Source organism: Citrobacter sp. On2M, from assembly GCF_018035235.1.
GTDB classification, from domain to species: Bacteria; Pseudomonadota; Gammaproteobacteria; order Enterobacterales; family Enterobacteriaceae; genus Citrobacter; species Citrobacter meridianamericanus.
Map to the genome: position 1 here is coordinate 542,946 of NZ_WPCV01000004.1, position 24,021 is coordinate 566,966.

General features: G+C 42.7%; 26 protein-coding genes, 1 tRNA gene and 2 other RNA genes. 17 read left to right on the forward strand and 12 right to left on the reverse strand.

Annotated features, from left to right (window positions below):
* The first annotated feature begins 921 nt into the window (after positions 1 to 921).
* From ompC to On2M_RS12860, 4 genes are all read left to right on the forward strand, one after another.
* Positions 922 to 2,064, forward strand: a complete 1,143-nt coding sequence (gene ompC, locus On2M_RS12845) for a porin OmpC (protein ID WP_151218005.1) — start codon at positions 922 to 924, stop codon at positions 2,062 to 2,064.
* 484 nt (positions 2,065 to 2,548) lie between these two features.
* Complete coding sequence (locus On2M_RS12850) at positions 2,549 to 3,331, forward strand: MipA/OmpV family protein (protein WP_255588352.1); 783 nt, start codon at positions 2,549 to 2,551, stop codon at positions 3,329 to 3,331.
* Positions 3,332 to 3,531: 200 nt separating this feature from the next.
* Complete coding sequence (locus On2M_RS12855; protein WP_210904927.1) at positions 3,532 to 4,467, forward strand: LysR family transcriptional regulator; 936 nt, start codon at positions 3,532 to 3,534, stop codon at positions 4,465 to 4,467.
* A 223-nt stretch (positions 4,468 to 4,690) separates the two neighbouring features.
* The gene (locus On2M_RS12860) at positions 4,691 to 5,383 is read left to right on the forward strand and encodes a hypothetical protein (protein ID WP_210904928.1); all 693 of its coding nucleotides are present in this window, start codon (positions 4,691 to 4,693) and stop codon (positions 5,381 to 5,383) included.
* Positions 5,384 to 5,887: 504 nt separating this feature from the next.
* On the opposite strand, the gene On2M_RS12865 is transcribed toward On2M_RS12860, so the two are convergent.
* Together On2M_RS12865 and On2M_RS12870 are read right to left on the reverse strand one after the other, a co-directional pair.
* Positions 5,888 to 6,517, reverse strand: a complete 630-nt coding sequence (locus On2M_RS12865) for a ParB/RepB/Spo0J family partition protein (RefSeq protein WP_151225212.1) — start codon at positions 6,515 to 6,517, stop codon at positions 5,888 to 5,890.
* A 2-nt stretch (positions 6,518 to 6,519) separates the two neighbouring features.
* The gene (locus On2M_RS12870) at positions 6,520 to 7,818 is read right to left on the reverse strand and encodes a DUF3440 domain-containing protein (RefSeq protein WP_151218803.1); all 1,299 of its coding nucleotides are present in this window, start codon (positions 7,816 to 7,818) and stop codon (positions 6,520 to 6,522) included.
* A gap of 867 nt (positions 7,819 to 8,685) precedes the next feature.
* Between On2M_RS12870 and On2M_RS12880 the strand changes: the two genes are divergently transcribed.
* Positions 8,686 to 8,937: a fimbria/pilus periplasmic chaperone gene (locus On2M_RS12880; RefSeq protein ID WP_210904929.1), complete on the forward strand. Its 252-nt coding sequence runs from the start codon at positions 8,686 to 8,688 to the stop codon at positions 8,935 to 8,937.
* 159 nt (positions 8,938 to 9,096) lie between these two features.
* The gene (locus On2M_RS12885; RefSeq protein WP_151218806.1) at positions 9,097 to 9,318 is read left to right on the forward strand and encodes a YdcH family protein; all 222 of its coding nucleotides are present in this window, start codon (positions 9,097 to 9,099) and stop codon (positions 9,316 to 9,318) included.
* Positions 9,319 to 10,012: 694 nt separating this feature from the next.
* Here On2M_RS12885 and On2M_RS12890 read toward each other — a convergent pair.
* On the reverse strand, positions 10,013 to 10,291 hold the full coding sequence (locus On2M_RS12890) for a DUF5339 domain-containing protein (protein WP_151218808.1): 279 nt from the start codon (positions 10,289 to 10,291) through the stop codon (positions 10,013 to 10,015).
* 467 nt (positions 10,292 to 10,758) lie between these two features.
* Between On2M_RS12890 and On2M_RS12895 the strand changes: the two genes are divergently transcribed.
* The 3 genes from On2M_RS12895 (at position 10,759) to On2M_RS12905 (ending at position 12,011) form a co-directional block, all read left to right on the forward strand.
* Positions 10,759 to 10,971 (forward strand): hypothetical protein, encoded by a 213-nt coding sequence (locus On2M_RS12895; RefSeq protein ID WP_210904930.1) that lies wholly within the window; start codon positions 10,759 to 10,761, stop codon positions 10,969 to 10,971.
* Between the two features lie 15 nt (positions 10,972 to 10,986).
* Positions 10,987 to 11,352, forward strand: coding sequence for a hypothetical protein (locus tag On2M_RS12900; protein WP_210904931.1), 366 nt, complete (start codon positions 10,987 to 10,989; stop codon positions 11,350 to 11,352).
* Positions 11,353 to 11,441: 89 nt separating this feature from the next.
* Positions 11,442 to 12,011: a YebB family permuted papain-like enzyme gene (locus tag On2M_RS12905; protein WP_210904932.1), complete on the forward strand. Its 570-nt coding sequence runs from the start codon at positions 11,442 to 11,444 to the stop codon at positions 12,009 to 12,011.
* Between the two features lie 209 nt (positions 12,012 to 12,220).
* On the opposite strand, the gene On2M_RS12910 is transcribed toward On2M_RS12905, so the two are convergent.
* From On2M_RS12910 to On2M_RS12930, 5 genes are all read right to left on the reverse strand, one after another.
* Entirely contained in the window at positions 12,221 to 13,135 is a 915-nt protein-coding gene (locus tag On2M_RS12910) for a VirK/YbjX family protein (RefSeq protein ID WP_210904933.1), read from the reverse strand.
* A gap of 709 nt (positions 13,136 to 13,844) precedes the next feature.
* Positions 13,845 to 14,759 (reverse strand): EamA family transporter RarD, encoded by a 915-nt coding sequence (gene rarD, locus On2M_RS12915; protein WP_210904934.1) that lies wholly within the window; start codon positions 14,757 to 14,759, stop codon positions 13,845 to 13,847.
* A gap of 503 nt (positions 14,760 to 15,262) precedes the next feature.
* Positions 15,263 to 15,399: non-coding RNA, RtT sRNA (locus On2M_RS12920), on the reverse strand.
* Between the two features lie 44 nt (positions 15,400 to 15,443).
* A non-coding RNA gene (locus On2M_RS12925) (RtT sRNA) lies at positions 15,444 to 15,580 on the reverse strand.
* 44 nt (positions 15,581 to 15,624) lie between these two features.
* Positions 15,625 to 15,712 (reverse strand) — tRNA-Ser (locus On2M_RS12930).
* Positions 15,713 to 15,947: 235 nt separating this feature from the next.
* On the opposite strand from On2M_RS12930, the gene ghrA reads away from it, so the two are divergent.
* The 4 genes from ghrA (at position 15,948) to On2M_RS12950 (ending at position 18,996) form a co-directional block, all read left to right on the forward strand.
* A complete protein-coding gene (ghrA, locus tag On2M_RS12935) occupies positions 15,948 to 16,886 on the forward strand; it encodes a glyoxylate/hydroxypyruvate reductase GhrA (RefSeq protein ID WP_151219654.1) in 939 nt (312 codons plus the stop codon).
* Positions 16,887 to 17,096: 210 nt separating this feature from the next.
* Positions 17,097 to 17,834, forward strand: a complete 738-nt coding sequence (locus tag On2M_RS12940) for a phosphatase (RefSeq protein ID WP_151219655.1) — start codon at positions 17,097 to 17,099, stop codon at positions 17,832 to 17,834.
* A gap of 23 nt (positions 17,835 to 17,857) precedes the next feature.
* The gene (locus On2M_RS12945) at positions 17,858 to 18,412 is read left to right on the forward strand and encodes a molecular chaperone (protein ID WP_151219656.1); all 555 of its coding nucleotides are present in this window, start codon (positions 17,858 to 17,860) and stop codon (positions 18,410 to 18,412) included.
* Between the two features lie 101 nt (positions 18,413 to 18,513).
* Complete coding sequence (locus On2M_RS12950; protein ID WP_151219657.1) at positions 18,514 to 18,996, forward strand: DUF1097 domain-containing protein; 483 nt, start codon at positions 18,514 to 18,516, stop codon at positions 18,994 to 18,996.
* 47 nt (positions 18,997 to 19,043) lie between these two features.
* On the opposite strand, the gene csgG is transcribed toward On2M_RS12950, so the two are convergent.
* From csgG to csgD, 4 genes are read right to left on the reverse strand one after another with little or no spacing between them, the layout of a single operon-like run.
* A complete protein-coding gene (csgG, locus tag On2M_RS12955) occupies positions 19,044 to 19,877 on the reverse strand; it encodes a curli production assembly/transport protein CsgG (RefSeq protein ID WP_151219658.1) in 834 nt (277 codons plus the stop codon).
* Positions 19,878 to 19,902: 25 nt separating this feature from the next.
* The gene (gene csgF / locus On2M_RS12960) at positions 19,903 to 20,316 is read right to left on the reverse strand and encodes a curli production assembly/transport protein CsgF (RefSeq protein ID WP_003036084.1); all 414 of its coding nucleotides are present in this window, start codon (positions 20,314 to 20,316) and stop codon (positions 19,903 to 19,905) included.
* A gap of 25 nt (positions 20,317 to 20,341) precedes the next feature.
* Positions 20,342 to 20,734, reverse strand: a complete 393-nt coding sequence (gene csgE / locus On2M_RS12965) for a curli production assembly/transport protein CsgE (protein ID WP_016152600.1) — start codon at positions 20,732 to 20,734, stop codon at positions 20,342 to 20,344.
* Positions 20,735 to 20,738: 4 nt separating this feature from the next.
* Complete coding sequence (gene csgD, locus On2M_RS12970; RefSeq protein WP_151219659.1) at positions 20,739 to 21,389, reverse strand: biofilm master transcriptional regulator CsgD; 651 nt, start codon at positions 21,387 to 21,389, stop codon at positions 20,739 to 20,741.
* 761 nt (positions 21,390 to 22,150) lie between these two features.
* Between csgD and csgB the strand changes: the two genes are divergently transcribed.
* From csgB to On2M_RS12990, 4 genes are all read left to right on the forward strand, one after another.
* Positions 22,151 to 22,609, forward strand: a complete 459-nt coding sequence (csgB, locus tag On2M_RS12975) for a curli minor subunit CsgB (protein WP_210904935.1) — start codon at positions 22,151 to 22,153, stop codon at positions 22,607 to 22,609.
* 40 nt (positions 22,610 to 22,649) lie between these two features.
* Positions 22,650 to 23,099, forward strand: a complete 450-nt coding sequence (csgA, locus tag On2M_RS12980) for a curli major subunit CsgA (RefSeq protein ID WP_151219661.1) — start codon at positions 22,650 to 22,652, stop codon at positions 23,097 to 23,099.
* A 60-nt stretch (positions 23,100 to 23,159) separates the two neighbouring features.
* On the forward strand, positions 23,160 to 23,492 hold the full coding sequence (gene csgC, locus On2M_RS12985; protein WP_187253023.1) for a curli assembly chaperone CsgC: 333 nt from the start codon (positions 23,160 to 23,162) through the stop codon (positions 23,490 to 23,492).
* A gap of 152 nt (positions 23,493 to 23,644) precedes the next feature.
* Positions 23,645 to 23,965, forward strand: coding sequence for a type 1 fimbrial protein (locus On2M_RS12990; protein WP_187252664.1), 321 nt, complete (start codon positions 23,645 to 23,647; stop codon positions 23,963 to 23,965).
* Positions 23,966 to 24,021: the final 56 nt, after the last annotated feature.

Sequence of the window (24,021 nt, forward strand, 5' to 3'; positions counted from 1 at the left end):
CAGAGCCCGGGTTTTATAGAACCGTTTTCAAAACCTCTGCCAGAGTATCCGCTCAGATTCGAACACACAATGACTTCACTGTCTGGTTTTCGACGCAATGTCAATTATTGGGTTAAGTTACATATTAACAGCAACAGGTGCTGTTGCGATGGATAAAACAGCTGGGGGAGCTATTGCCGGGGCTACCGTTGGCGCTGGTGCCGGTGGAATGATCGGTAAGGCAGCTCGATAGGATTAAAATCACTAATATGTAGTGAATCCCCTGAGCGGTGGGGCAAAACAATGCTCTAACGAACACGTAATAGCACTGTGGCTGACCAAAAACTCACCGGTTAATCTCGGTACCGTAACACCTGTTCATCAATGTTTCATTGTAGTGAGCCTCATTCTTTCCAGCTAATTCTGAATATAACATAGTTCGCGTTTACCTGAAAATGTGGTTGCTTTCGCAAAGTTGTCTAATGACCGCATTACGGAATTACGCTTTACGCTAATTTTTTATATTGTTGTCTGGAACATCCAAACGTATTCTCAGTTAAGTACCCTTATTAATATTCTTTTAGGCGTCTTTACAATGCTACTCTCTACCTGCCACTGATTTTTTAATTGCTTTCTGGTGCTTCTGTTTCACTTACCTAAGAAGTTAAAATTATGGGGTTTTATTATAAATCATTATAATTAATCTCAATAATAATGGTGATTAAAATTAATCCGTTTCTTGTGCGGAACTTAAAGATTAACTTGTGCTATATATATGGCGTAATGTATTGCATTAAGCGTGGCTGGGATATTATCAAATGATAGCGTACATCCAGTGTTAACGTTAGTGGAATACGAAGGAGATGTAATAACAGAGGTTGTGCACCTCGCTCAATCTCATCAATATCTAGCATGGTTTTATAAAATAAAGGATCCTAAAACATGAAAAGAAAAGCACTGGCTCTGGTTATTCCCGCATTACTGGGAATGGGGACAGCACATGCTGCAGAAGTGTACAATAAAGATGGCAACAAGCTTGATCTCTACGGTAAGGTAGATGGCCTGCATTACTTTTCTGATGACTCAAATAATGATGGAGATCAATCGTATGTTCGATTTGGTTTCAGAGGTGAGACACAGATTTCCGAACAACTGACTGGTTATGGTCAGTGGGAATACCAGATGCAGGCTAATCAAACCGAGAATGGCGGTAATGATTCATGGACTCGTGTTGCCTTTGCTGGTCTGAAATTTGGTGATTACGGTTCATTCGATTATGGCCGTAATTATGGCGTACTGTATGACATTGAAGCGTGGACCGATACATTACCTGAGTTTGGTGGTGATTCTTACTCCAAAGCCGATAACTTTATGACTCATCGTGCAAGTGGCCTGGCAACCTATCGAAATGGCAATTTCTTTGGTCTGGTTGATGGTTTGGCCTTTGCTTTACAGTACCAAGGTGCTAACGAAAATCAGTCACCTGAACAAGAAGGTACAGGTAACGGCGGTGACCGCAATATGAAGAGCTCTAACGGCGACGGCTTTGGTATCTCATCTACTTATGATATTGGCATGGGCTTCAGTGCCGGCGCGGCTTACAGTACGTCCGATCGTACCAGTGAGCAAACGAGCAAGTCTACTGCGGGCGGCGACAAAGCGGATGCGTGGACCGTTGGTGCGAAATATGATGCAAACAACATCTATTTCGCAACGATGTACTCGGAAACTCGCAACATGACGCCTTATGGTGACAGCAGTAATACCATAGCCAACAAAACGCAGAACTTTGAAGTTACCGCGCAATACCAATTCGACTTTGGTCTGCGTCCGGCGGTATCCTTCCTGATGTCTAAAGGTAAAGATCTGACTCTGCGAGGAAATGCAACAGGCCCTGCGGGAACCAGCGGCGATAAAGATCTTGTTAAATATGTTGATGTAGGCGCAACCTACTACTTCAATAAAAATATGTCTACCTACGTTGATTACAAGATCAATCTGTTGGACGAAGATGATTCATTCTACGAGAGTAATGGTATCGGTACTGATGATATTGTTGCATTAGGATTGGTTTACCAGTTCTAGTTTCCAAGAAAATTATTCATTTAAAGCAATTATCAAAAGAAGAACCAGTGGTTCTTCTTTTTTATGGTCACCCCTAAGATGGACGCCAGCGTTAGAAAATACAGTTTAATTGATTTCTTTTTGGCGTGGTTAAGCATAATAGCTATGAATGTTAATAATTTTACAGCTGGAATACTCTACGTTAAGCTTGTCTTTGCCACTGTTTGCTATATATTTTGATATTTATTTTATTTTTGCCTCAAACGTATGTTTGAGGCTTTTTTATATTCTCTAATCATATAAAAACAATGTCATTTATTTTATTTGATTCTTGGGTTGGTTATGAGTTATTTTTATGCAAAATACATTTCCAGCAATATTAAAGAGTGATGTGTTTTATTAAATGAATATAAGTTATGTATAGAATTATTAATTGTACTCATGATAATAATGAATATTAATGACTTGCAAAATGAGCATAAAAAAATATCATATAAGAATATTTGTGAAAGAAAACTATTTAATAGGTAGTAAAATGAATTTAAAAAAAAGGCACATTATATTACCATTAACATTGTTACTTACAAACTGCATCATTGTTTCTGCGCGAGCGGAACTGTCATTAGGTACCGGGATTATTGCATTAAATACTCCCTATAAGGACTATGACATGCAAACCACCCCGTTTCCTGTCATTAATTACAAAGGCGACAATTTCTGGATAAATGGACTGGGGGCGGGTTACTATCTCTTCAATGATGCCACAGATAAATTGTCGATTATTGGTTATTATGATCCTACACAATTTAAGCATGACGATAGCGATAGCCGGGAAATGCGGCGTTTACTAACACGTAAAGGAACAATGATGGCCGGGCTTTCATATGTTCACAAAACGCGTTATGGATCGTTAAGAGCTGCCTTAGCTGGCGATGTACTCGATAACAGCGATGGGATGGTTGTCGACATGGCTTGGTTGTACCGCTATGAAAATGGAGCATTCACAATTACCCCTGCAATAGGTTTCAAATGGAACAGTGATAATCAGAATGATTATTATTATGGAGTGTCAAAATACGAATCAAAACGTAGTGGAATTAACACGTATACTCCAGATGCAAGTATCAATCCTTATGCTGAATTATCAGTCAGTTATGAGTTTTTATCCAACTGGAATATATATGGTGTAGGTCGCTGGACACGTTTAAGTGATGAAATAACTGACAGTCCAATGGTGGAAGATTCTTGGGATAGTATATTGTCTATGGGCATTACATATACCTTTTGAGTATTTTTTAGCAAGCGACTTACGAGTATACTGTTTAAGATGTTCTGCACCCTTTATCATACTCATGATAAAGGGTGCATAAACCCTCCATTACCAATGATGTAAATGATACTTACATTTAGTTTTAAGAAAATATGCTGATAATAATTAATAAAATGTTATGCTTCATAACATAAATTTTCTAGTGCAAAGGGAATCATATGTTGCAAAATAATTTTTCAAAAGTAATCAGGAGTGATATCAACTTATTAGTTACTTTATATTTTTTATTGGAAAACAGGCAAGTGAGTAGAACTGCAAAACAACTATATATAGGTCAGTCTGCAGTTAGCCATCAGCTAAATCGTTTGCGTGAAATGTTTGATGATCAATTATTAGTTCGAACCGCAGCAGGGATGATGCTAACTCCCTTTGCTGAACAAATCTATCCGACACTTGGAAATGTTGTTGCTGACCTTGAGGTATTGCTAAAAAAGAAGAATAAAAATTTACATCCACATCCAATAAAGGATATCTATAGAATATGTGTGCCTGAAGATACTTATATTGAGGATGTATCTGTACTATTTTATGATTTTGCTCATGATGAAAATATTCGTGATAATGTAACCTTCGAAGTTTTTAATAGATATGATTCTTGCATTTCAGATTTAAATGAGGGGAAAATTGACTTTTTCTTTGGTTCCAGCGACAATTTATCAGGAGCTATATGCTCCAGTAAATTAATAGAAACAGAATTTTGCCTGGCAGTTAGAGCAGATCACCCTCTGGCAAATAAAACAGTTCAACTTGCAGATATAGTTAAATATCCTTGGATAGATATTCTTTTTCGAGAAAAAGCCAATTCTTATGCGAATGAACATTGGGGAGAGGCAATTAATAACATGAGGTGTGTATTAAAAACATCTTCAGCGAATGCGGCAATTACGTTGCTAAGTCATTCTGATGCAATATGTTCATTATCTGATGATATTATTAATAAGCGTGGGCTTGCCCAAGTAAAAACTAAGAATAAAATAAAAATCACAAATTATCTTTACTGGCATAAAATTATGGGTGATGACATTTTTCATCGTTATATTCGTGAGGGGTTAATTAGTAGGTATGTTTCTGAAAATATCAATGCAAGAAAATAAATAGCACACAGAACTTACCAACTATTTCTCTATTACTTCTTTGGTAGCTTCAGGCGCTACCAAAGAAGTAATTAATGCTATTGATGAAGTTAATTTATTATATTTAACTATGATGGTGGGTGTTTCACTGAGTGCAAGTGTGATAATACGAAGCATGGTGGTTGGTGGTATTTTTGTAATGAGTTACTAATTCTCTTGATGAGATGAACAGGAGAAGTATAATATGATGGGAAATATGAGATTATTATTAACGAATGATAATTCTCCAGCAGCCATAGGGGTTTGTAACATCTTAGAGAATCTACCGTCGCGTAGCATTTTGTCTAATAAACATATTTTTGTTATGACTGGTGGGCTTCCTTATACTGAAAAACAACATAAAATTATTACACAAGTCATCACAGATCCTTCCATGATAGTAATCATTATTGAGCTTAGATCTAGAGCATTATCAAACTATCATCTGCACCTTCAGCGTGATTATGTCTATTATTTGGATGGAACAATTAGTCTTCAGGCGATCACCAGTCATCTTAAAAACATTTTGAATAGTGTTGCGGATGAAGTAAAAAATAACTTTGGGGCACTGCCGGAACAATCTATTGTCGATAGAGTTACCATTGCCGAAAAAGCGTCCATTGTGGGAATGCTTTCTAATCAAAGTTGCAAATTATATGCTGAAACATATGGGCTCAGTATAAGGTCGGTCAGCGAGGACAGGCGGAACGTGATTGTAAAATTTGGTACATGTAGTCCAGCATTATTACATGCCCAACTCTGTGTGGATAGTGCCTTCGAAAATAATATTGTAAAGGCTACATTTAATGAGAAGGGTACTGCCAGTTCAATATACTATGCAAGGATATTGCAAGATCTAATTACTCTTGAAGGCATCAAAGTTCTTCGCGATCTTTAATAAAAAAACGTATATCTAAAACTATCAAAAACTGTTGTAAGTATCCCGCATAATCGTGCCATTCACATTTAGAGATCCTCCGGCATAATCGCACTTGAGATGATGCCAGAGCATAGGGTGGCAGTTTCACAAACTGGTACAACGTTGAACATAAACATAGTGGGATAAAATATATCACGCCAGAAGAACGCCATCAAAGTCTGGACGAGAAAATGCTGGCAGCCAGAAAATCGGTCTGTTAATTAGCCTGGGCGCTCATCCTGAACATTAGAGTAAGCAACTACGTCACTGGGACTACATATCAGAAGTTTATTTGAACCCTGAAAAAGAAACGTCATAACGTAATTTTATTGCATTAAGCGACAATTTCTATGACAAACGCCGTTGCTCACCGATCTCCTTCATGGTAATACGCAGTTATGCTGCTTTGACGTTAAATTAAAGAACAGTAAATTTAGCGCCGATTCAAATCTCCATTTAAACTGGCGCACATACCAGCCATCACTACTTCACGGTCCACGCCTCGCTGTACTCCTTTTCCTGGAACAATTCCGCCAGCCCGCTGATTTGCTTTAGTCTCAGCACTTCGTCAGCATCCATGCCTAACTCTTCAGAAATTCGGGCATCACCCCAGCCCAGTTTATACAGGTCCTGTACAATCGCACTCATTGCGGCTATATGATGTTTTCCTCTGGCACGATTATGACGGATGGTTGCTGCAATGCGATCGGCCGGTTTCAGGTTTCGTTCCGTTACCAGCGTAACAGGGAGATAACCATTCAGTTTTTTCCGCAGCACAGGTTTAGATTTGCCCAGAGAATAACGATGGAAGCCATCAATGATGGCATAGCCTTTAGCACACGCTGTCACAACAACAGGCTGGGTATACCCATCGGTTTCAAGGGACCGCTGAAGCAGTTTTTTTTCCGGGGGAGCCATGACATTTGGATTATAATCATTGGGATGTAGTGCCGTTGACTGAATCCAGAGCACACAGTCAACCGGTTCACCTGAAAACGGACTATGTTGATGTAGTGCTTTTTTAAAGGTGTTAAGCACTTCAATTTTTTGCTTCTCGTCAATTATATTTTCGAAAAAAGTATCAACTTCAGCCAGTAAATCTTTTAAAGACATCATTATATTATTCCCCATTGCTGACGCTTTTGTTTCATTCGCTCAAGGTAACGCTTGTAATGTCGGGGGGCGTTGGGGCTGAAAGAAAGTCGCTGGCACCAGAAATCATTTCTTATTAGTGTCTTGCATATTCTTCGCCAGGACGGAATATCTTTACAACCCAGGTCCTTTTCTTGCTCGTCAGGAATGCCGTGCGGCCAGTCGTGCTCCAGATACCACTTGAGATAAATCGCCAGCTTGTTCCGGTAATGTTCTGCTGTGTGTTCGGGCATGCTTTCCAGTAAAAAATAGGCATAACTTTCCCAGGTGTGATGTTCTGGTTTGGTGATGCTTTTATGTAGTGCAAAAAATTCCCCGCTCTGACTTCCGTAACAGGCTCCACTGTTCGCGCCAGCTACCCGGTAACACATCCGCTCCCAGGTATCAGGTTCCAGAACATGGTAAAGCCAGAGGCCTCGTCTTTGTTCAGGTCCAAAAGGTTCACACACGCGCATACTTCCAAGAGGAACTCCTGCCTGGTACATTAAATCATACAGTGAGTTATATGCTTTGTTCTCTTTGGCACAGTACGTCCATATATCACTGGCTTTCCAGTCATAAAGGGGATAGGCAGTATAATACGTACCTTCAACTGATGCTGTTGTCCACGGTTTGTCATCGGCGTAGCGCAATTTCGAGTGCGAGCTGATGGCCATCATTCGGTGCAGTGATTCATCAGCCCGTATACCCACGAGTATAATCTGGGAATAATCGCCATTCTTTTTTGTCAGCCAGCGGGAGAATGCGGGGATGAATTCCTCGAATGTCATTGCATGTTTGTAAAAGGAGAAAAAAGACTCATCCGTGATAGCACCATGTGGTGGTTTTCGAACCCACTGAGCGCCCGGTGCCCAGGCCACCCATTCGGGCTCATGCTGGGATACTCCACTGACAGTCGTCATGGGGAGTGCCACCCAGTAGAAATTATCAATAACATCAGCGTACAGATGTTTCATCTTTTCGATATGCTCAATAGTCAGAGAAAATTGCGCTTCCCAATCGATGAACAGTACCGATATTTTCCTTTTTTGTCTTCTTGCAGACTCAGCGACAAGATGCAGGAGTACTGTCGAATCTTTGCCCCCAGAAAAAGAAACACAGATATGCCTGAATGTATCAAATGTCCATGAGATGCGTTTGCGGGCAGCGGAAAGAACAGTGATTCCTTTGAAACTTTTGTTCACAAATAAACACCTGGCATTTTTGAAGATTTTAATAAAATAAATTATTACTTTTCTTATTTCAATGTTATTTGTATTCATAGAGAGCATGAATATAAATAACATTACTTCATGTCGGAGTGTGGTAGAATCACCGAGGATATAAGATTTTATTTTGTGAGTTACTCATTGTTTTATATTGATGATGACTGATTCTCTGTACGAAGAAAAAAAATATATCATCATGATGAGAATGCTATAAATAATATTTATATTATCACGCGATATTTATTGATACTTAACTCAGTACGTGTATTGAATATTTATTCTATCTTTAATGGGTTGAATAATAATGATTAATTAACAATCTAAGATTATATCCGGTTATGCGTTTAAATTTAGTTTCTTTTTTACTCTTTATTTTTGCATCTTCAGCGTCGAATATTGCGGGGGAAACTAGCGTTATCAAATTCGAGGGTAATGTCGTTGTGGATACCCGCAGCCTGGCCTCGGCGTCAAAAAATCAGTCTGTTCCTCTGGGTGATGTATCCGCAAATGCATTTACAGGCACCGGCACCACAACCAGGGACACGGCATTCTCTATCGTACTGGACGACTGTGACATAACAATTGCAAAGACGTCGACAATTTGGAAGAACTTCCTCTTTCAGGAATAAATCATGTCTGTCTCATTTTTTACTAAAAAGTGGGTGGTATCAGTATTACTGGCCGGGGGGTTCCCGGCAATGGCCTATGCAGGCGGCGGTATCGTGCTGGGCTGAACCCGTATTATCTATCCTGCCGATCAAAAAGAAGCCAGCATTTCGGTGCGTAACACGTCGGACACGTCCCGCTTTTTGGTGCAGTCCCGGGCAGAAGACCGCAACGGTAAAAAGGCTGACGATTTTATCATCACTCCACCGCTTTATGTCAGCAATCCGGGGAGTGAGAACACCCTGCGTCTGATGAATGCCGGTCCCGCTCTACCGTCTGACCGTGAAACCCTCTTTATATCTCTCGGTCAAAGCCATTCCGGCTGTTGATAAATCCGGGACTGCAGGGAAAAACGTTCTGATGCTGTCGGCCGCCACCCGTATAAAGCTGTTTGTCCGTCCGGCTGGTCTGAAACCGTCCCCGAAAGAAGCGGTGTCAAAACTGACCTTCAGCCGTAATGGCAGGCAGATCACCATCACTTATCCTGTTGCCAGTGCCTGCAGATAGCATTGCCACTGTTTTTTGCTGGTGAAAATCTGTATCGACGGAGCCTCAAACGATTTCTGTTATGTGGCAATGCTCACACATAAATATCACAGATGGCGATAGTTTGGAGATGCAGAAGAGAGCTATCTGCGATGTGTTTAACGTATCCCGGGATGTTTAATGTTTCCAGAGTATCGAGAGTTAATTACACGTTTAAAAACACAGCACCCACGTTTTCAGTCACTGTTTGAGAAGCACAACGCGCTTGATCATGAAATAGCACGACTGGAAGGTGAAGATGGACACGGGTATGGACAGGAGGTGGCAAAGCTGAAAAAAGAAAAGCTACAAACTAAAGATGCAATGTATCAGATACTCCTCGAAGTGAGTTCAAAATCCTGATAGCGAAATTTCTACTATCCTGAGGCCCCGCAATCGCGGGGCTTTTTTGATACTGAAGCGAAAATAAGATGGATTTTTTTCATTCGATTCAACTCTGACAGTTGAAGAAAAAAACGGAGGGAAATTTTTTGACTGGGGACCTGACAGGCTCAGGAAAGAGACTGAATTTTAAAGATAAAAATTATTATAATAAATGGCAATCATTATCATTTGATGGTGAATTAATCCTGGTGACCAGTTACCGATGCTGCCACTCGACCTTTCCATTCCTCATACTGAACCCTGTTTTAAAAAGTACTCCAGGCTGACAGCTCTGCCACGAAGAGTAGCGGTAAATGAAAGAAGAGGTGGCTGTGTTGAAAAGCTGGAGACAATCACACGGAGCAGCGATGGCTGGCCGGAGGGCAGGAATTAACCGTTCCACGACGCCTGTCATTCTGGAAATGCCTGGACACTATCAATGATGTGTTTACACGCCTTTTTCTTTATATCTTTCTGAGGATAACCGTGATGTGATTTAAGTGCCTGCCGGGCTCGAGAGCGATCTTACCAGCGCGTCCCGTTTTCTTATGTGTCAAAGAGTTAAATAAACTGAAACTGTAATTATTAAGAAATATAAAAGTTTGATTAAACAGTATATTCATAAAGAATTTTAAACTAAAACCACCGTTAACAGGTGGTTTTAGTTAGGTTTTTATTTAATATTTGCGGCTTCCATTGTTTGCTTGAGCGCGTCAAGTCCTTGTTTACATGTCATTTCCTGACTTTCTGCTGGCAGGTTTTTAATCTGTGTAAAAGACTGTTCGAATTGCTGTGACAACATATCTATCTGAGTTTGCTGAGTACCCATTTCTTTCATTTTAATTAAGTATGAATCCATCTGCTTTTTATAAGATTCGCATGATTCTGAAGTGGCAGCAAGGGCACTGTTTACAAATAATAAACTCAGGGAGAGGATGATGATTTTTTTCACTGATTATTTCCTTGTTGATAAGAGTAAATCTGCAACATGTATGGGATAACGTTAGTTTGTCACCCAGAATCCAGTCTGGGTAATGCTTATATGCCAAATTAATAGCAAAAAAAATATGATATGCCGCAAATTAATATTCTGTTCAAAGGTGATCAGATGAGCAGGAAAACTCCTGGTATTATTGATTTTTCATTAATCCGATATTTGAAAATTGTAAGCCGCGGTGTTTGGCGCTGCAGTACCATATTGGGCCCGGATAGCTGGACACCCTGGCGGCATTCTGCACCATGTAGCTCTCGACATTAACAAGACCTGCTGCCCATGAACTCCCGTGCTGACACTTCAATGGCATTAACATATAGCAGAGATAACCATCATTTGAATTAGTCTGATTTTTATTGACCCTCTGTCAAATCTCGTCCCAGGTCGCTACGGTATCGTTATATTTCCTTCCTGAGAATTCAGTCATGGTTTTTGTTAACGAGAAATTACTCCCCGAAGGCCGCGCCTGCAATGACTTTGGGCGTGAGCAAGTCGCTTTCCACAATCACTCACGCCTGGAAAAACCACTTCCACCGCTGCGGCTACTCCATGGTGAAGCATGCTTCAAGAGAAAATCTGATTCTGGCGCTGCCTTATATGAAATTAAAGAGAAATACAATATTATTGAGATAAAATGATGATGGCAAGTAATAATGAAGATATTAAAGATGGTATTAAATTCAAAAAATACAATTTTTTTTGATAAGCGATTTGATTGTTTTTTTGCAACTGCAATCTATTCGCAAGTAATCGGTTCAATTATTAATGAATTTTGCGATTCAATAATTTTAAAAACAATAGTTATCCCTCTGTTTTTAGTGGCTATATTTTCTGTTCTATATTCTTTCTATCTTAATAACTATCTTGAGCCAATAAGAAGGAAAATTCAAAATGTATCAAAAGGAGAGGTTGTTGCGGCAATATTTGATAATGTTGAATTTTATCTAATCACTTTTTCATTAATTGTGTATGACATTAAATCTATGTTTGACATTATTTTCTTATTCTTAAAAGGCTAATGGAGGAATATCGCCATGCTAATAGCGGGATATACAGGAAAACAGCGCTGAAACCGGTTAACGTGTTTAGAAAAAGAATGGAAAAAAACATGAAGAATAATTACCCAGCCGTTTTTGAAACGGGTGATATCGTTTTTACCTGTATCGGAGCGTCCTTGTTCCGTGAAGTGTCGACCGCCTCGCGGTGCTGGTGCAACCATGTCGGGATCATCACCGGATATCATGGTGATGATTATCAGGTGGCTGAAAGCCGTATTCCCCTCTCCGGCATCACTACTCTGTCGGCATTCATTCAGCGTTCTGCCGGACAACGTTATGCCGTGCGTCGTCTGCAGGGAGGGCTGACCGTGGAACAAAAGCTGGCAGTGATGCAGCAGGTCCCCACACGTCTGCATAAACTGTACCATACGGGGTTTGACTACGAGTGTTCCCGGCAATTTTGTTCAAAGTTCGTGTTTGATATTTACAGAGAGGCGTTGGGTGTTCAGGTTGGCAGCGTGGAGACCTTTGGCCAGTTACTGAAAAATAACCCGGGAGCCGATCTGCTGTTCTGGCGGTTCTGGTTCCTGGGCGCCATTCCGTGGGACAGAAAAACGGTCACACCCGCCAGTTTATGGCAGCATCCGGGGCTTGAGGGGATTTATGACAGTCCCAGATAGTCGCTTTCTGTTCGGGCGTGTAGTAAATGAGCGTTCTTCGTTTTATTGCAACGTCCCCCTTTGATTAAGGATAGCGTTGCATAGACCCGTTGAACTCACAGCTCTCAGCGGACGTTCGTATAATTGTTGGCCGACGTGGAATGGCAGCAGCGCTTTTGATGGGACGTCGCATTCATCAGCCTGTTTCCGAGCAGAGTAACGTCATTATCTTACATCTGATTTTGCAGAAGAATCATGATTTCCTCATTTATATGGTCCAACAAGGCATACCGTCTCCGGTATTCCGCGCGTTTTTTACTGGCAAGCTCATTAAATGACTTACGCTCTACAGAAATTGGCAACTTATACCACTTACCGTATGGACGACCAGCAACTGATTCCCAAAAATCACTGTACAGGGCAACAAAGTATTTACGTTTCTTATACCGGTATCGCCATTGCCTGAAAACATGGCTCTGTTCACTGACTGCTAAAATATCAGTGATTTCACAGCAACGCATCAATGAACAAAGTGCCTCAAAAACGATCCGCTTAGGGAATAGTCCATAGCAGGCTTTAGTAGCGTCCCGAATAATGTCTGGACCAATATTTTTTGGCGCCCCCTGCAAACCGCCAATAAATGCACAATGTCCTTTTTTTGACGGGATAACCGAGAAGGACAATCGGGCCACCGGGATGTTGTTAAAACTAAGAGACAACATCAGTTCGCCTTCACGATCAAAACCGCCTGAAGAACAGTGAATATTAAAATCCTCACCATTTTTTCCGGTGAATTGAACCAATAGCACATCTTTGTCTGGTAATAAAAACGCCTGTTGTTTCATTGGTAAACTTTGGACAAAACGGTAGTGTCCGACAATGTTTTTCCTTCGATTTCGTGCCAACCCTCCTTTATACAAATAGGGACGATGAATTTTTGCTGGTAACGTAGGTTGCATCTCCAGAATCTTATCAATTGATTTAAGAGAAAGTAATTCTTGATAATATCGAACACTGGAGACTGGACTTATCATAGAGCGTAAAAGATACATGAGTCGAAATTTTTTGTTCTTCCATTTGCCATGTAACGGGTCACGTGCCAATAAAGTTTTGTTAAAAAAGCTTAGGTATGATGTATTTTTCATAAGTATTTATCATTAAGCCAGGATGTATAAATTCATTTACGTGCAAGGTGTAAATGCTGGAGTCTCTACACTGTTTTGTTAATGCGAAAAATTACTGTTAAATGAATTCATGTCTGACATGCCAGTTTTATTGATAATCATTAGGGTGCTCTCTCGTTAGCCTGTCCTGATAAAACAATTTTTTCATTCTACAGAGAGGAACATATATATTTGTTAAACAAAATGTGTTTTACAAACATATCGCTGTTCATTGAGTAAACTGGTGAGTTGAGTTGTCAACAACATAGCGAAGTAAATCATGTGCTTCAGCGAACATGGGGGAATGCACGATTTTGAACGACAGGACAAATTTCTGAACGATGACGGCTAACTTAATTGGATGTAATCCCGCGAAATATGCCGATTTTCGTAGATTAAGTTCAAATTGAATATCTTAAATGGGGGGGCGTCATTCCTGACTTCTTTCCGGATATAATGCCCTGTATATTTTTGGTAACTTTTTGTGCTGAAAGGCGTTCGCTTTGTATGTTTATGAAACTGGTCAGCAAAAAAATACCAGGGGAGACCTGATTCGTTGGCGTTTTATATAATCTCGATAAATGACGGGGTAATCTTGAGTAAACAAACTCGAGTTGTTTACTCATTCATATCTGAGCGCGTGTTCCAGTAAAACGAAAATGCATACTGAGTTATACACTCAGCATGTACATTACCGTAAAGTGCCTTCCGGATGATTCCTTTTAGCTCCTGGAGGATAACGTCGGTAATGATAGCAAAGACTCTCAAATATACATAGCAATAATCCAAACCATACTGCTGAAAAACACAATAACTCGGGGTAATTAATAACCTCTCTAAATATAAGTATGGCAATGAGAAATTGCAGTGATGGCTCTATATACTGTGCAAGACCTGTCACAATAAGGGATGTATGATTTAACGCTACCGCAAATAACACTAACGGGATGACTGTAACGGGAGCGGTTAATATATAAAGAAAGACAGGGATATCAGATGATGTTGTTATACTAGAGTCAGTATATATAAAAATGATAATAGCGACAGGCAGAGCCCAGAATGTTTCAAGTGTGATTGAGGTTATTGCATCGTAATGGATAAATTTACGCGCCAGTCCGTACAATGCAAAAGAAAACCCCATGATTAGCGCCAGTGAAGGGAAACTGTTCGCGGAAATAATCTGATAGGCAAGACCACATACCCCGGATATTACCGCTATAAGCTGAAATAATGATAGTTTTTCTTTAAGGAAAATACAGCCAAGGGAAATGACAATAAGTGGATTGATAAAATATCCCAGACTGGCATCAAGTACTTTATGATTTGTTAGTGCATAAATAAAAGCTGACCACGAAATTACCATTAACAAACCTGCTATCATGCAGGATATGAAGGATTTTTTATCTTTCAGTAAATCGCGAAAAAACGTTCTCTTACGAAATAACAGTCTTATTGGCAGTAATAGAGGTATAGACCAGAAAACTCTGTACATCAAAATCTCAGCAAGGGCTCCGCCGGACAGATATTGATAAAACAATGGGATCAGGCCCCATAATATAAATGCCAGAACAACAACTGCGGGTCCATTTCGCAGAAACTTTACCATTTATGTGTATCCTTGCTTGCCATACCGACATGTCCTTCTGAAGAGCATTTTCAGCCCTTCATTCTGGCTCGTACCTGCTCTTAAGAGCAAAGTTTTCTGTTACAGAACTCAATCTCATTTACAGTCAGGTTGATATAAAAAATAAGGTCAATTTTATCATAGTCGTATCGGTAAATGATGATAAAAATCAATGGGAAGACTTCCGATTTGTATCGCGGACTGATGGAGGACATTTCTGAGCAGCCACAGGTAATGCGGCCATTCTCGTTGACCCAACAGCTTGCTGATATCTCAGCACTAATCGGGAGTATTGGCGGGCCAACTGTGCAGGACTGGGCAATGGGTGATGGCTTCTGTTGCCCGCGATAAGTGGAGCAGAAACCTTGAGTGGGGCGATATCCCCGCTATCAGCGAAGAGAACATTATCAGTACCTTTAAGCCGTTGCATTGCAGCAAAGATAAAATAAAAATCCTATGCTAATTAATAATATGCATTCGTAATATGGCGGTGAGGCGGGGATTGACTCGCTTAGCTCGCCCTGCGGGCAGCCTGTTCGCTGCACTCGCAGTCTGTCCAACTGGCTGCGCCAGTAGTCGAACCCCGGTCCGGGCTTCTCATCCCCGCCATGCTGTGCATTATGCGAAAAAAAAGCCTGTACTTGCGTACGAGCTCTTCTTTAAATATGGCGGTGAGGCGGGGATTGACTCGCTTCGCTCGCCCTGCGGGCAGCCTGCTCGCTGCACTCGCAGTCTGTCCAACTGGCTGCGCCAGTAGTCGAACCCCGGTCCGGGCTTCTCATCCCCGCCATGCTGTGCATTATGCGAAAAAAAAGCCCGTACTTGCGTACGAGCTCTTCTTTAAATATGGCGGTGAGGCGGGGATTCGAACCCCGGATACGTTGCCGTATACACACTTTCCAGGCGTGCTCCTTCAGCCACTCGGACACCTCACCATATTGTTGTTCCTGTGCTACCGGAACGGGCGCTAATTTAGGGAAATACCGCTGCGGCGTCAATCAACTTTTTGAAAAAAACGTGCATTTACACAAACTTCAATCAATATGGAGCTTAAATAAGCGGGAATTGTTTTTTTTGCCAGCATCCTAAAATTTGCTACTCTGATGTTCCCTCTAAAAATGATGATTATAAGTGCGAGAAAGCTCCGCATAACAATGTTCAGGAGACAATATGGATATAATTTTCTATCACCCAACATTCGATACGAACTGGTGGCTTAAGGCGCTGATAAAGGCCATTCCTGGAGCGAACGTTCGGCAGTGGAAAGCGGGTGATAATGCCCATGCAGACTATGCGCTGGTCTGGCATCCTCCGGTTGAAATGCTCGCCGGACGAAAATTAAAAGCTGTATTTGCGCTGGGCGCGGGCGTCGATTCTATCCTCAGTAAACTCAACACTCATCCGGAAATGCTGGATGCCTCAATCCCGCTTTTCCGTCTGGAAGATACGGGTATGGGCCTGCAAATGCAGGAATATGCGGTCAGTCAGGTACTGCACTGGTTTCGTCGCTTTGATGATTACCAGGCATTAAAAAACCAGGCGAAATGGCAACCTTTGCCAGAATATACCCGCGATGAGTTTACCGTCGGGATCATGGGGGCCGGTGTTTTAGGGGCGAAAGTTGCAGAAAGTCTGCAAACATGGGGCTTCCCGCTGCGCTGCTGGAGTCGTACGCGTAAATCCTGGTCTGGTGTGGAAAGCTTTGCCGGTACTGAAGAGTTAGGCGCGTTTCTGAGTCAGACACGCGTGCTTATCAACCTTCTACCCAATACGGCAGAAACCGTGGGCATCATTAACGCGGAGTTACTCAACCAATTGCAGGATGGCGCTTACGTGCTGAACCTGGCGCGTGGCGTTCATCTCAATGAAGACGATCTCCTGGCATCGCTGGACAGTGGCAAGGTGAAAGGTGCCATGCTGGATGTCTATAGCCGTGAACCGCTGCCGGAAACCAGCCCTCTATGGAAACATCCACGTGTGGCCATGACACCGCATATTGCTGCCGTAACACGTCCGGCAGAGGCGGTGGACTATATCTCCCGCACGATTTTGGATCTTGAGAGCGGGAAATCTGTTACGGGTCAGGTCGATCGCGTGCGAGGCTACTAAAGCCAAGCCAGTCGATGCCGGGTTTCAGCTAAATACCCGTCATACTTCAAGCTGCATGTGCGTTGGCTGCGGTTGTTCACCCGAATAACTTACTACAGTAAGCTCATCGGGTATCACCCCCTTGCCGCCAGCCTGCAACTCGAATTATTTAGGGTATTATTGGCGACGATACCTGCTATCCTTGACGGAAAATGACTACAGGAGAGAGTTATGTATCCCGTTGACCTGCATATGCATACCGTCGCCAGCACCCACGCTTACAGCACCTTAAGTGATTACATCGCTGAAGCCCGTCGCAAAGGCATCAAGTTGTTTGCCATTACTGATCATGGACCGGATATGGCGGATGCGCCTCATCACTGGCACTTTATTAATATGCGCATTTGGCCACGTGTTGTGGATGGCGTAGGGATCCTGCGCGGCATTGAGGCGAATATTAAGAATATTGAAGGTGAAATTGACTGTTCAGGTCCTATGTTTACCTCTCTGGATCTGATCATTGCGGGTTTCCATGAGCCGGTTTTTGCACCTCACGATAAAGACACGAATACCAAGGCGATGATAGCCACGATGGCCAGCGGCAATGTGCATATCATCAGCCATCCGGGGAATCCAAAGTATCCCGTTGATATAACAGCAATTGCACAGGCTGCAGCAAAATATCAGGTCGCGCTGGAAATCAATAACTCCTCGTTTTTACATTCGCGTAAGGGTAGTGAGGATAATTGTCGCGCGGTTGCTGCGGCAGTACGGGATGCCGGCGGCTGGGTAGCGTTAGGATCGGATTCACACACTGCTTTCACGTTGGGAGAATTTGGCGAATGCCGTAAAATTCTCGATGATGTGAATTTCCCGGAAGACAGAATTTTAAACGTCACACCCAAACGCCTGTTGGCGTTTCTGGAATCGCGAGGCATGGAGCCGATCGCGGAATTTGCTGAACTGTAATTGTTACTAACTGGAATATATCAATGAACGAGTTTTCTATCCTGTGCCGTGTACTGGGCTCGCTGTTTTACCGCCAACCGCAGGACCCTTTACTGGTTCCCCTGTTTACCCTGATTAGTGAAGGTAAACTGTCCGCCAGCTGGCCGCTGGAACAGGATGAACTGTTGGCCCGTCTGCAAAAGAGCTGCGATATGTCTCAGCTGGCTGCGGATTACAATGCGCTGTTTGTCGGTGACGAGTGTGCGGTGTCGCCTTATCGTAGCGCCTGGGTAGAAGGGGCGAAAGAATCCGATGTTCGCGCATTTCTTTCTGCTCGCGGAATGCCGCTGGCAGATACGCCGGCAGATCACATTGGTACGTTGTTGCTGGCGGCATCCTGGCTTGAAGACCAGTCTGCGGAAGATGAAAGCGAAGCGCTTGAAACGTTGTTTGTAGAATACCTGCTGCCCTGGTGTGGTACGTTCCTTGGCAAAGTTGAAGCGCACGCCAGCACGCCGTTCTGGCGTACGATGGCGCCATTAACGCGCGATGCGATTAGTGCAATGTGGGACGAATTGCAGGAAGATACGGACGAATAAATGTGATTTAGATCACTTTAAACTGCAACACAAATTAGGCTCTTGCATAATTTGTGTGCACGATCTCATTCCTATGCCGTTTTTCTGCTAAGATACGCGGCATGAACATACTTCTCTCAATTGCAATCACAACGGGCATCCTCTCCGGGATCTGGGGATGGGTGGCTGTTTCTCTTGGCTTACTCAGTTGGGCTGGCTTTCTGGGCTGCACGGCCTATTTCGCCTGTCCGCAGGGTGGACTGAAAGGGCTGTGGATCTCGGCGTGTACGCTGCTAAGCGGTGTGGTGTGGGCGTTGGTGATTATTAACGGTAGCGCGCTCGCCCCGCATATGGACATCATTGGTTATGTCATGACGGGAATTGTCGCGTTTCTGATGTGTATTCAGGCAAAGCAATGGTTGCTTTCATTTGTGCCAGGCACGTTTATTGGCGCATGCGCGACGTTTGCAGGGCAGGGGGACTGGCATCTGGTCGTGCCATCTCTGGCGCTGGGTCTGGTATTCGGCTATGCGATGAAAAACAGCGGATTGTGGCTGGCGTCTCGTCGTGAGAATCGAATATCGTCGACGCTGACCAGTAAATAAAAAAAGCGTGAGGGTATGCCTCACGCTTTTTGTACCTTCCCGACCACTCAGGATTCCGGAGGTACCGACATATGGCGGTATTTTACCAGAATGTCATTATCAACTTGTTTCTTATCCTGCAAATCCCACAACCCGCGATCAATCCCGTCATTAATCAGGAAGATAACGCCGGTTTCAATCGCTGACATCAGGCAAAGCATAACCGGTTCGTTAGAGGTATAGCCAATTTCACCTTCCAACAAACGCTGGTAGTCAATAAAGCGGAATACCCCAGCCTGGACTTCATAAGACAGGATGGTTTTGCTGGTATTCACCGATGAGAGGATTTCACCGGTACTGACGTTAACCACGCGCAGGTTTACCGCTATCTGGTCGAGTTGATATTGCGTATCGGCACCAATACCGAAATAGCGTGCCCCAACGCCACCCGACTTAACGTTGCTTTCGTATCCAATAATGGACCCTTCCACCATGATGTTAGCCGCGGTTAATGACTGCAGTGGTATCCGGTTATTCACGGCAACGGTACCGTTTTCCTGCGCCGCACGAATAATTTTTCGTTCATTCAATAAGTTCTGTAACCCCTGACGTTCCAGCGGTATGAACCAACGAGAATCTTTCAATGCGGTGACGAGCATCGCCGTGGCGCTTTGCGGGACGGCGGTTGAGAAGTTACTTGCCGGATAAGGTTTGAACTGGCCAGTCTCATCCTGAATATTGTATACCGACACAAAAATCTTACCTGTAGGCATGGGCAGATGTGTCAAGTCTTTATAGCTTTGAGCCCGGGGCATTAATGTCGGCTTCGCGGCTTCTTTCGGCGGGGCTGTTAAACATCCGCTGAGTAAAATTACTGCCACCATGATAAGTAAGCGCTGCATGATTTTTTCCTTTCGTGGCTATAATTTAGAAATCCGTCGACTGATTTTGTAAACCCGACACTTCAATAGTCGACGTTCTCCCCGTTTTCCTGTCCGTGACATTCAATTGCAGTTGTCCATCCCGGTTGGCGATATCAACGATAAAATCGCTGGTTACCATCCTTCCCGGCTTACCGGTATTGATATTGGTGAGCAAACCACCGAGTATTTGCGACTGTATCGCCTGGGTAAAGTTATCCAGCGCTGATGGGGTTTCAATCCCGTAGTCGCCAGCACTCGGGTCCTTATACGAGTTTTGCGCCTGGGCGCTGTTCAGTAAAAAAGAGCCGTTGTTTGGGTTGCCACCAAAGTTAGGGTTGCGGAACTGGAACGTCATGTTTCCGGCCCAACTTAATGGTGAAATCAGCATGAGCAAAACCACTGCATGTTTGACACGCATGAAAGCCTCCGGACAAAATCATGTTTTAGAATTCATCGCGCGCTAAATCGCTCGTGCTTAATAGTGTTTGATCTATTTGCCGACGATTTAATGCTTCCTCAGTTTCTGCCAATGCGAAGACCACAATTTTGTCGAAGTCTCTTTTCGTCGGGAATAAAAAAGTCTGGAAGATAACGTCCTGATTGACAGTTATGGTGATCCAGCTTCCCCAACGTGCACTGGGCCTTTCATTAATGGTTAAGTTTCCTGTGTACTTACTTTCCCACTTGTCACTAAAGGCCCGATAAAAATCATGGCCAATGGAAGAGACAGTGTGGTCAGTCAACAGTCCGGGAACCTCCACCTCTACAGCCGCGTGTAGATTCCCGGCAGCAAGGAACAGATTTGCTGCCACAATCCAGGTCAAATAGCGTTTCATGGCTTTATCGCCTGAGGTTATCATTGGCCCACGAAACCGCCTGCGTACGATTTTTGACAGCTATCTTTTTGAAAAGATTATAAAGATGTGTTTTCACCGTATTTTCACTGATAAATAGTGAACGCGCGATTTCAATATTTGAGGCGCCAATACGCAGTTTATTAAGGATCTCTTTTTCACGGTGCGTAAGTAATGCCGACTCCGTGCTGTTATAGCGGTAGTTCCCGGAATGCGTGATTAGGTAGCTGGCGAGCTTTTGTGAAAAGTAGCATTCGCCACGCAATACACCTTGTAATCCGCTGACGACACGCTGCTCATCTTCCGTTGCGTAGAATACGCCATTGATATGCGGCCAGTTTTCAATATCCCGATAAGGATAATCATCTGGGGTATTCAATAATAAAGTCTTTATGCTGTTGTTTTTTCTGCTCAAATTATCTTGCCAGTAATGGATCAGTTTCTTATCTGCCTCCATCATATCCAGTAGAACAATGCAGCTGGAGGAAATATCATCCAGAGAACGTTGAATATTATGTAGTTTTCCGGTTAACGCCAGCGATTGTTTTAAATGCTGTAACAACGCAGTTGCCTGCAGGGAAGGTTTTGTGATCAACAATAATGTATGACCATGAATACTATGGACTTCATTAAACATGATGAAACTCCACTTTTTTAGTCGCACACCTGACAGTTGCCCCACCTAAAATAGAGACCCCAGAAGTACTGACAGATGTTGCACTGCTGTGTAGAAATAAAATATCGACCCAACGGGGTGAAAATATTAAAACAAATGGACTTCAACTGATTTCAATCTAGCCATTACAAATCTTAAAGCAAGTGTTAAACATGTTACAGGATGTAAATTTATATATTAAAATGTGATTTTTGAGTTTTTCAGGAGTTTAGATTTGATAGTAAAGTTGTACATTTTAGCTTTATTGCATAGATTTAAAAAATCATACAAATTATAATATGTTATTGATTAATAATGATTAAATTTATGATTAGATGGTTTTTTATTTCTAGTGAATTCAGATTTTTTTGTCTCACTTGAAGTTGGACAATTTTAGATGAAAAAAAATGACAGTTGTCACGACTTGTACCGTTAACTATCGAAGTACCTCGCTACGAAGCCCAGAAAACACGGAAAGCGCGTTTTTTGTGTTACTGCATAGAAATTCATTTTCCGGGTTAAAAAAGAAATAAAATCCAGAGCTGCAACGGTGTTGTTCACTGTTAATTAGTACTTTGGGGTGAATCTTAATATAAAAATACAACTGGCGGGTGAGTTATTTAAAATGTTTCCGCAGACATACTCTTCATCGTAACGTGGCGTTAACAAATGTAAGTCATGTTAACAACAATTTGAGTGGTAATTAATTTTACTTTATGTACGACCAGGTCCAGGGTGACAACATGAAAAACAAGTTGTTATTTATGATGTTTACAATGCTGGGTGTGCCTGGGATTGCAGCCGCGACGACAAGTTATGATTTGGCTAATTCAGAATATAACTTTGCGGTAAATGAATTAAGTAAGTCTTCATTTAATCAGGCAGCCATTATTGGTCAGGTTGGCACTGCGAACAGTGCAAATACTCGCCAGGGGGGCTCGAAGTTATTGTCAGTCATTTCGCAAGAAGGTTCTGGTAATCGGGCGAAAACAGACCAGACGGGATCATATAACTTTGCATATATTGATCAAACGGGTAGTTCCAATGATGCGAGTATTAAACAAGGTTCATACGGTAATACGGCGATGATTATCCAGAAAGGTTCTGGTAATAAAGCCAATATTACCCAGTACGGTACACAAAAAACAGCAGTTGTGGTGCAGAGACAGTCGCAAATGGCAATTCGCGTGACTCAACGCTAATCCATTAACGACGTTTAAATCAATCCGATGGGGGTTTACCATGAAACTTTTAAAAGTGGCAGCATTCGCAGCAATCGTTGTTTCTGGCAGTGCTCTGGCTGGTGTTGTTCCGCAATGGGGCGGCAATCATCATGGTGGCGGCAGTAATTATGGCCCAGACTCTTCACTGAGTATCTATCAATATGGGTCAAGCAACTCTGCGAATGCTTTGCAAAGTGATGCGCGTAAATCAGATGTCACCATCACACAACACGGGCGTGGTAACGGAGCTGTTGTTGGCCAGGGTGCTGATGACAGTACTATCAGCCTGAAACAGACCGGCTTCCAGAACAGTGCCACTATCGATCAGTGGAATGCAAAAAATGCTGATATTAGCGTGACCCAGTTCGGGGGCCGCAACGGTGCGTTGGTTAATCAGACAGCTTCTGACTCCAATGTGCTGATTCAGCAGGTTGGCTTTGGCAACAACGCTACTGCTAACCAACACTAATTCAGTTTTCTGACTGATAATAAACAGGGCGTGAGCCCTGTTTTTTTTCGGGAGAATATGATGCATACGCTCTTACTCATTGCCGCGCTGGCAAATCAAATAACATTCAATACAACTCAGCAAGGTGATATCTACACCATTATTCCTCAGGTGACGTTAGCTCAACCGTGCGTATGTGAGGTACAAGTCCTTGCCATACGTAAAGGGCAGGGGGGGCAAAGTCAATCGCAGCAGAAAACAAGCCTTTCAGTCCCCGCTAATCGGCCGATTGAATTAACCAAACTGAGTTTTAATATTTCACCTGAGGATTCGGTCAAAATTATCGTTACCGTTTCGGATGGGCAGTCTCTGCATCTGTCTCAGCAATGGCCAGACTCAAACAGTCACCCATGATTTTTTTGCTGTATTTGCATTAAGGGTGTGGCTGGGAATGCACTGCTGTTCTATGAATATAGAAACGTGTAAACGTTTTAATTTGATCGTTAATCACAGCGGTGAAGGATCATTTCGATCCCTCAAGGATGGCTAATCATTGAGGAACCCTTATGTGTACATTATTAAAGCGTTTTCTAAGTATCAGCTTGTGCAGCATTTCTCTTTTTACCCTCCCCGCAATGGCGCAGCAAATCTCAACCGGCGGGATTATTCATTTTCGCGGTGCAATAGTTGAATCACCTTGCGATGTTAACGCTCGGCATCAGCAAATTGAATTGTCATGTATGCGCGACGGCACCACTCGTAATAGTCTCTACAATCAGCAACAGGTCGCGACTGCCCCTCAAAATGTGCAGCAAATTGCCACAGTCAAAATGCACTATCTCAATGAACAGAAAAACATGGCAATTCTTAACATTGAATATAAATGAATCATTCTGGCGTACATATGCACACGTGTGGTTAAAAAGTGAGATTTCCGGGAAAA

What these genes read in the sequence shown, in the direction of transcription:
- ompC (WP_151218005.1), top strand. Translation starts at nt 922, where the DNA reads ATGAAAAGAAAAGCACTGGCTCTGGTTATTCCCGCATTACTGGGAATG.
- On2M_RS12855 (WP_210904927.1), top strand. Translation starts at nt 3,532, where the DNA reads ATGTTGCAAAATAATTTTTCAAAAGTAATCAGGAGTGATATCAACTTA.
- On2M_RS12860 (WP_210904928.1), top strand. Translation starts at nt 4,691, where the DNA reads ATGATGGGAAATATGAGATTATTATTAACGAATGATAATTCTCCAGCA.
- On2M_RS12865 (WP_151225212.1), bottom strand. Translation starts at nt 6,517, where the DNA reads ATGTCTTTAAAAGATTTACTGGCTGAAGTTGATACTTTTTTCGAAAAT.
- On2M_RS12870 (WP_151218803.1), bottom strand. Translation starts at nt 7,818, where the DNA reads ATGAATACAAATAACATTGAAATAAGAAAAGTAATAATTTATTTTATT.
- On2M_RS12880 (WP_210904929.1), top strand. Translation starts at nt 8,686, where the DNA reads ATGCCGGTCCCGCTCTACCGTCTGACCGTGAAACCCTCTTTATATCTC.
- On2M_RS12885 (WP_151218806.1), top strand. Translation starts at nt 9,097, where the DNA reads ATGTTTCCAGAGTATCGAGAGTTAATTACACGTTTAAAAACACAGCAC.
- On2M_RS12895 (WP_210904930.1), top strand. Translation starts at nt 10,759, where the DNA reads ATGGTTTTTGTTAACGAGAAATTACTCCCCGAAGGCCGCGCCTGCAAT.
- On2M_RS12900 (WP_210904931.1), top strand. Translation starts at nt 10,987, where the DNA reads ATGAAGATATTAAAGATGGTATTAAATTCAAAAAATACAATTTTTTTT.
- On2M_RS12905 (WP_210904932.1), top strand. Translation starts at nt 11,442, where the DNA reads ATGAAGAATAATTACCCAGCCGTTTTTGAAACGGGTGATATCGTTTTT.
- On2M_RS12910 (WP_210904933.1), bottom strand. Translation starts at nt 13,135, where the DNA reads ATGAAAAATACATCATACCTAAGCTTTTTTAACAAAACTTTATTGGCA.
- rarD (WP_210904934.1), bottom strand. Translation starts at nt 14,759, where the DNA reads ATGGTAAAGTTTCTGCGAAATGGACCCGCAGTTGTTGTTCTGGCATTT.
- ghrA (WP_151219654.1), top strand. Translation starts at nt 15,948, where the DNA reads ATGGATATAATTTTCTATCACCCAACATTCGATACGAACTGGTGGCTT.
- On2M_RS12940 (WP_151219655.1), top strand. Translation starts at nt 17,097, where the DNA reads ATGTATCCCGTTGACCTGCATATGCATACCGTCGCCAGCACCCACGCT.
- On2M_RS12945 (WP_151219656.1), top strand. Translation starts at nt 17,858, where the DNA reads ATGAACGAGTTTTCTATCCTGTGCCGTGTACTGGGCTCGCTGTTTTAC.
- On2M_RS12950 (WP_151219657.1), top strand. Translation starts at nt 18,514, where the DNA reads ATGAACATACTTCTCTCAATTGCAATCACAACGGGCATCCTCTCCGGG.
- csgG (WP_151219658.1), bottom strand. Translation starts at nt 19,877, where the DNA reads ATGCAGCGCTTACTTATCATGGTGGCAGTAATTTTACTCAGCGGATGT.
- csgF (WP_003036084.1), bottom strand. Translation starts at nt 20,316, where the DNA reads ATGCGTGTCAAACATGCAGTGGTTTTGCTCATGCTGATTTCACCATTA.
- csgE (WP_016152600.1), bottom strand. Translation starts at nt 20,734, where the DNA reads ATGAAACGCTATTTGACCTGGATTGTGGCAGCAAATCTGTTCCTTGCT.
- csgD (WP_151219659.1), bottom strand. Translation starts at nt 21,389, where the DNA reads ATGTTTAATGAAGTCCATAGTATTCATGGTCATACATTATTGTTGATC.
- csgB (WP_210904935.1), top strand. Translation starts at nt 22,151, where the DNA reads ATGAAAAACAAGTTGTTATTTATGATGTTTACAATGCTGGGTGTGCCT.
- csgA (WP_151219661.1), top strand. Translation starts at nt 22,650, where the DNA reads ATGAAACTTTTAAAAGTGGCAGCATTCGCAGCAATCGTTGTTTCTGGC.
- csgC (WP_187253023.1), top strand. Translation starts at nt 23,160, where the DNA reads ATGCATACGCTCTTACTCATTGCCGCGCTGGCAAATCAAATAACATTC.
- On2M_RS12990 (WP_187252664.1), top strand. Translation starts at nt 23,645, where the DNA reads ATGTGTACATTATTAAAGCGTTTTCTAAGTATCAGCTTGTGCAGCATT.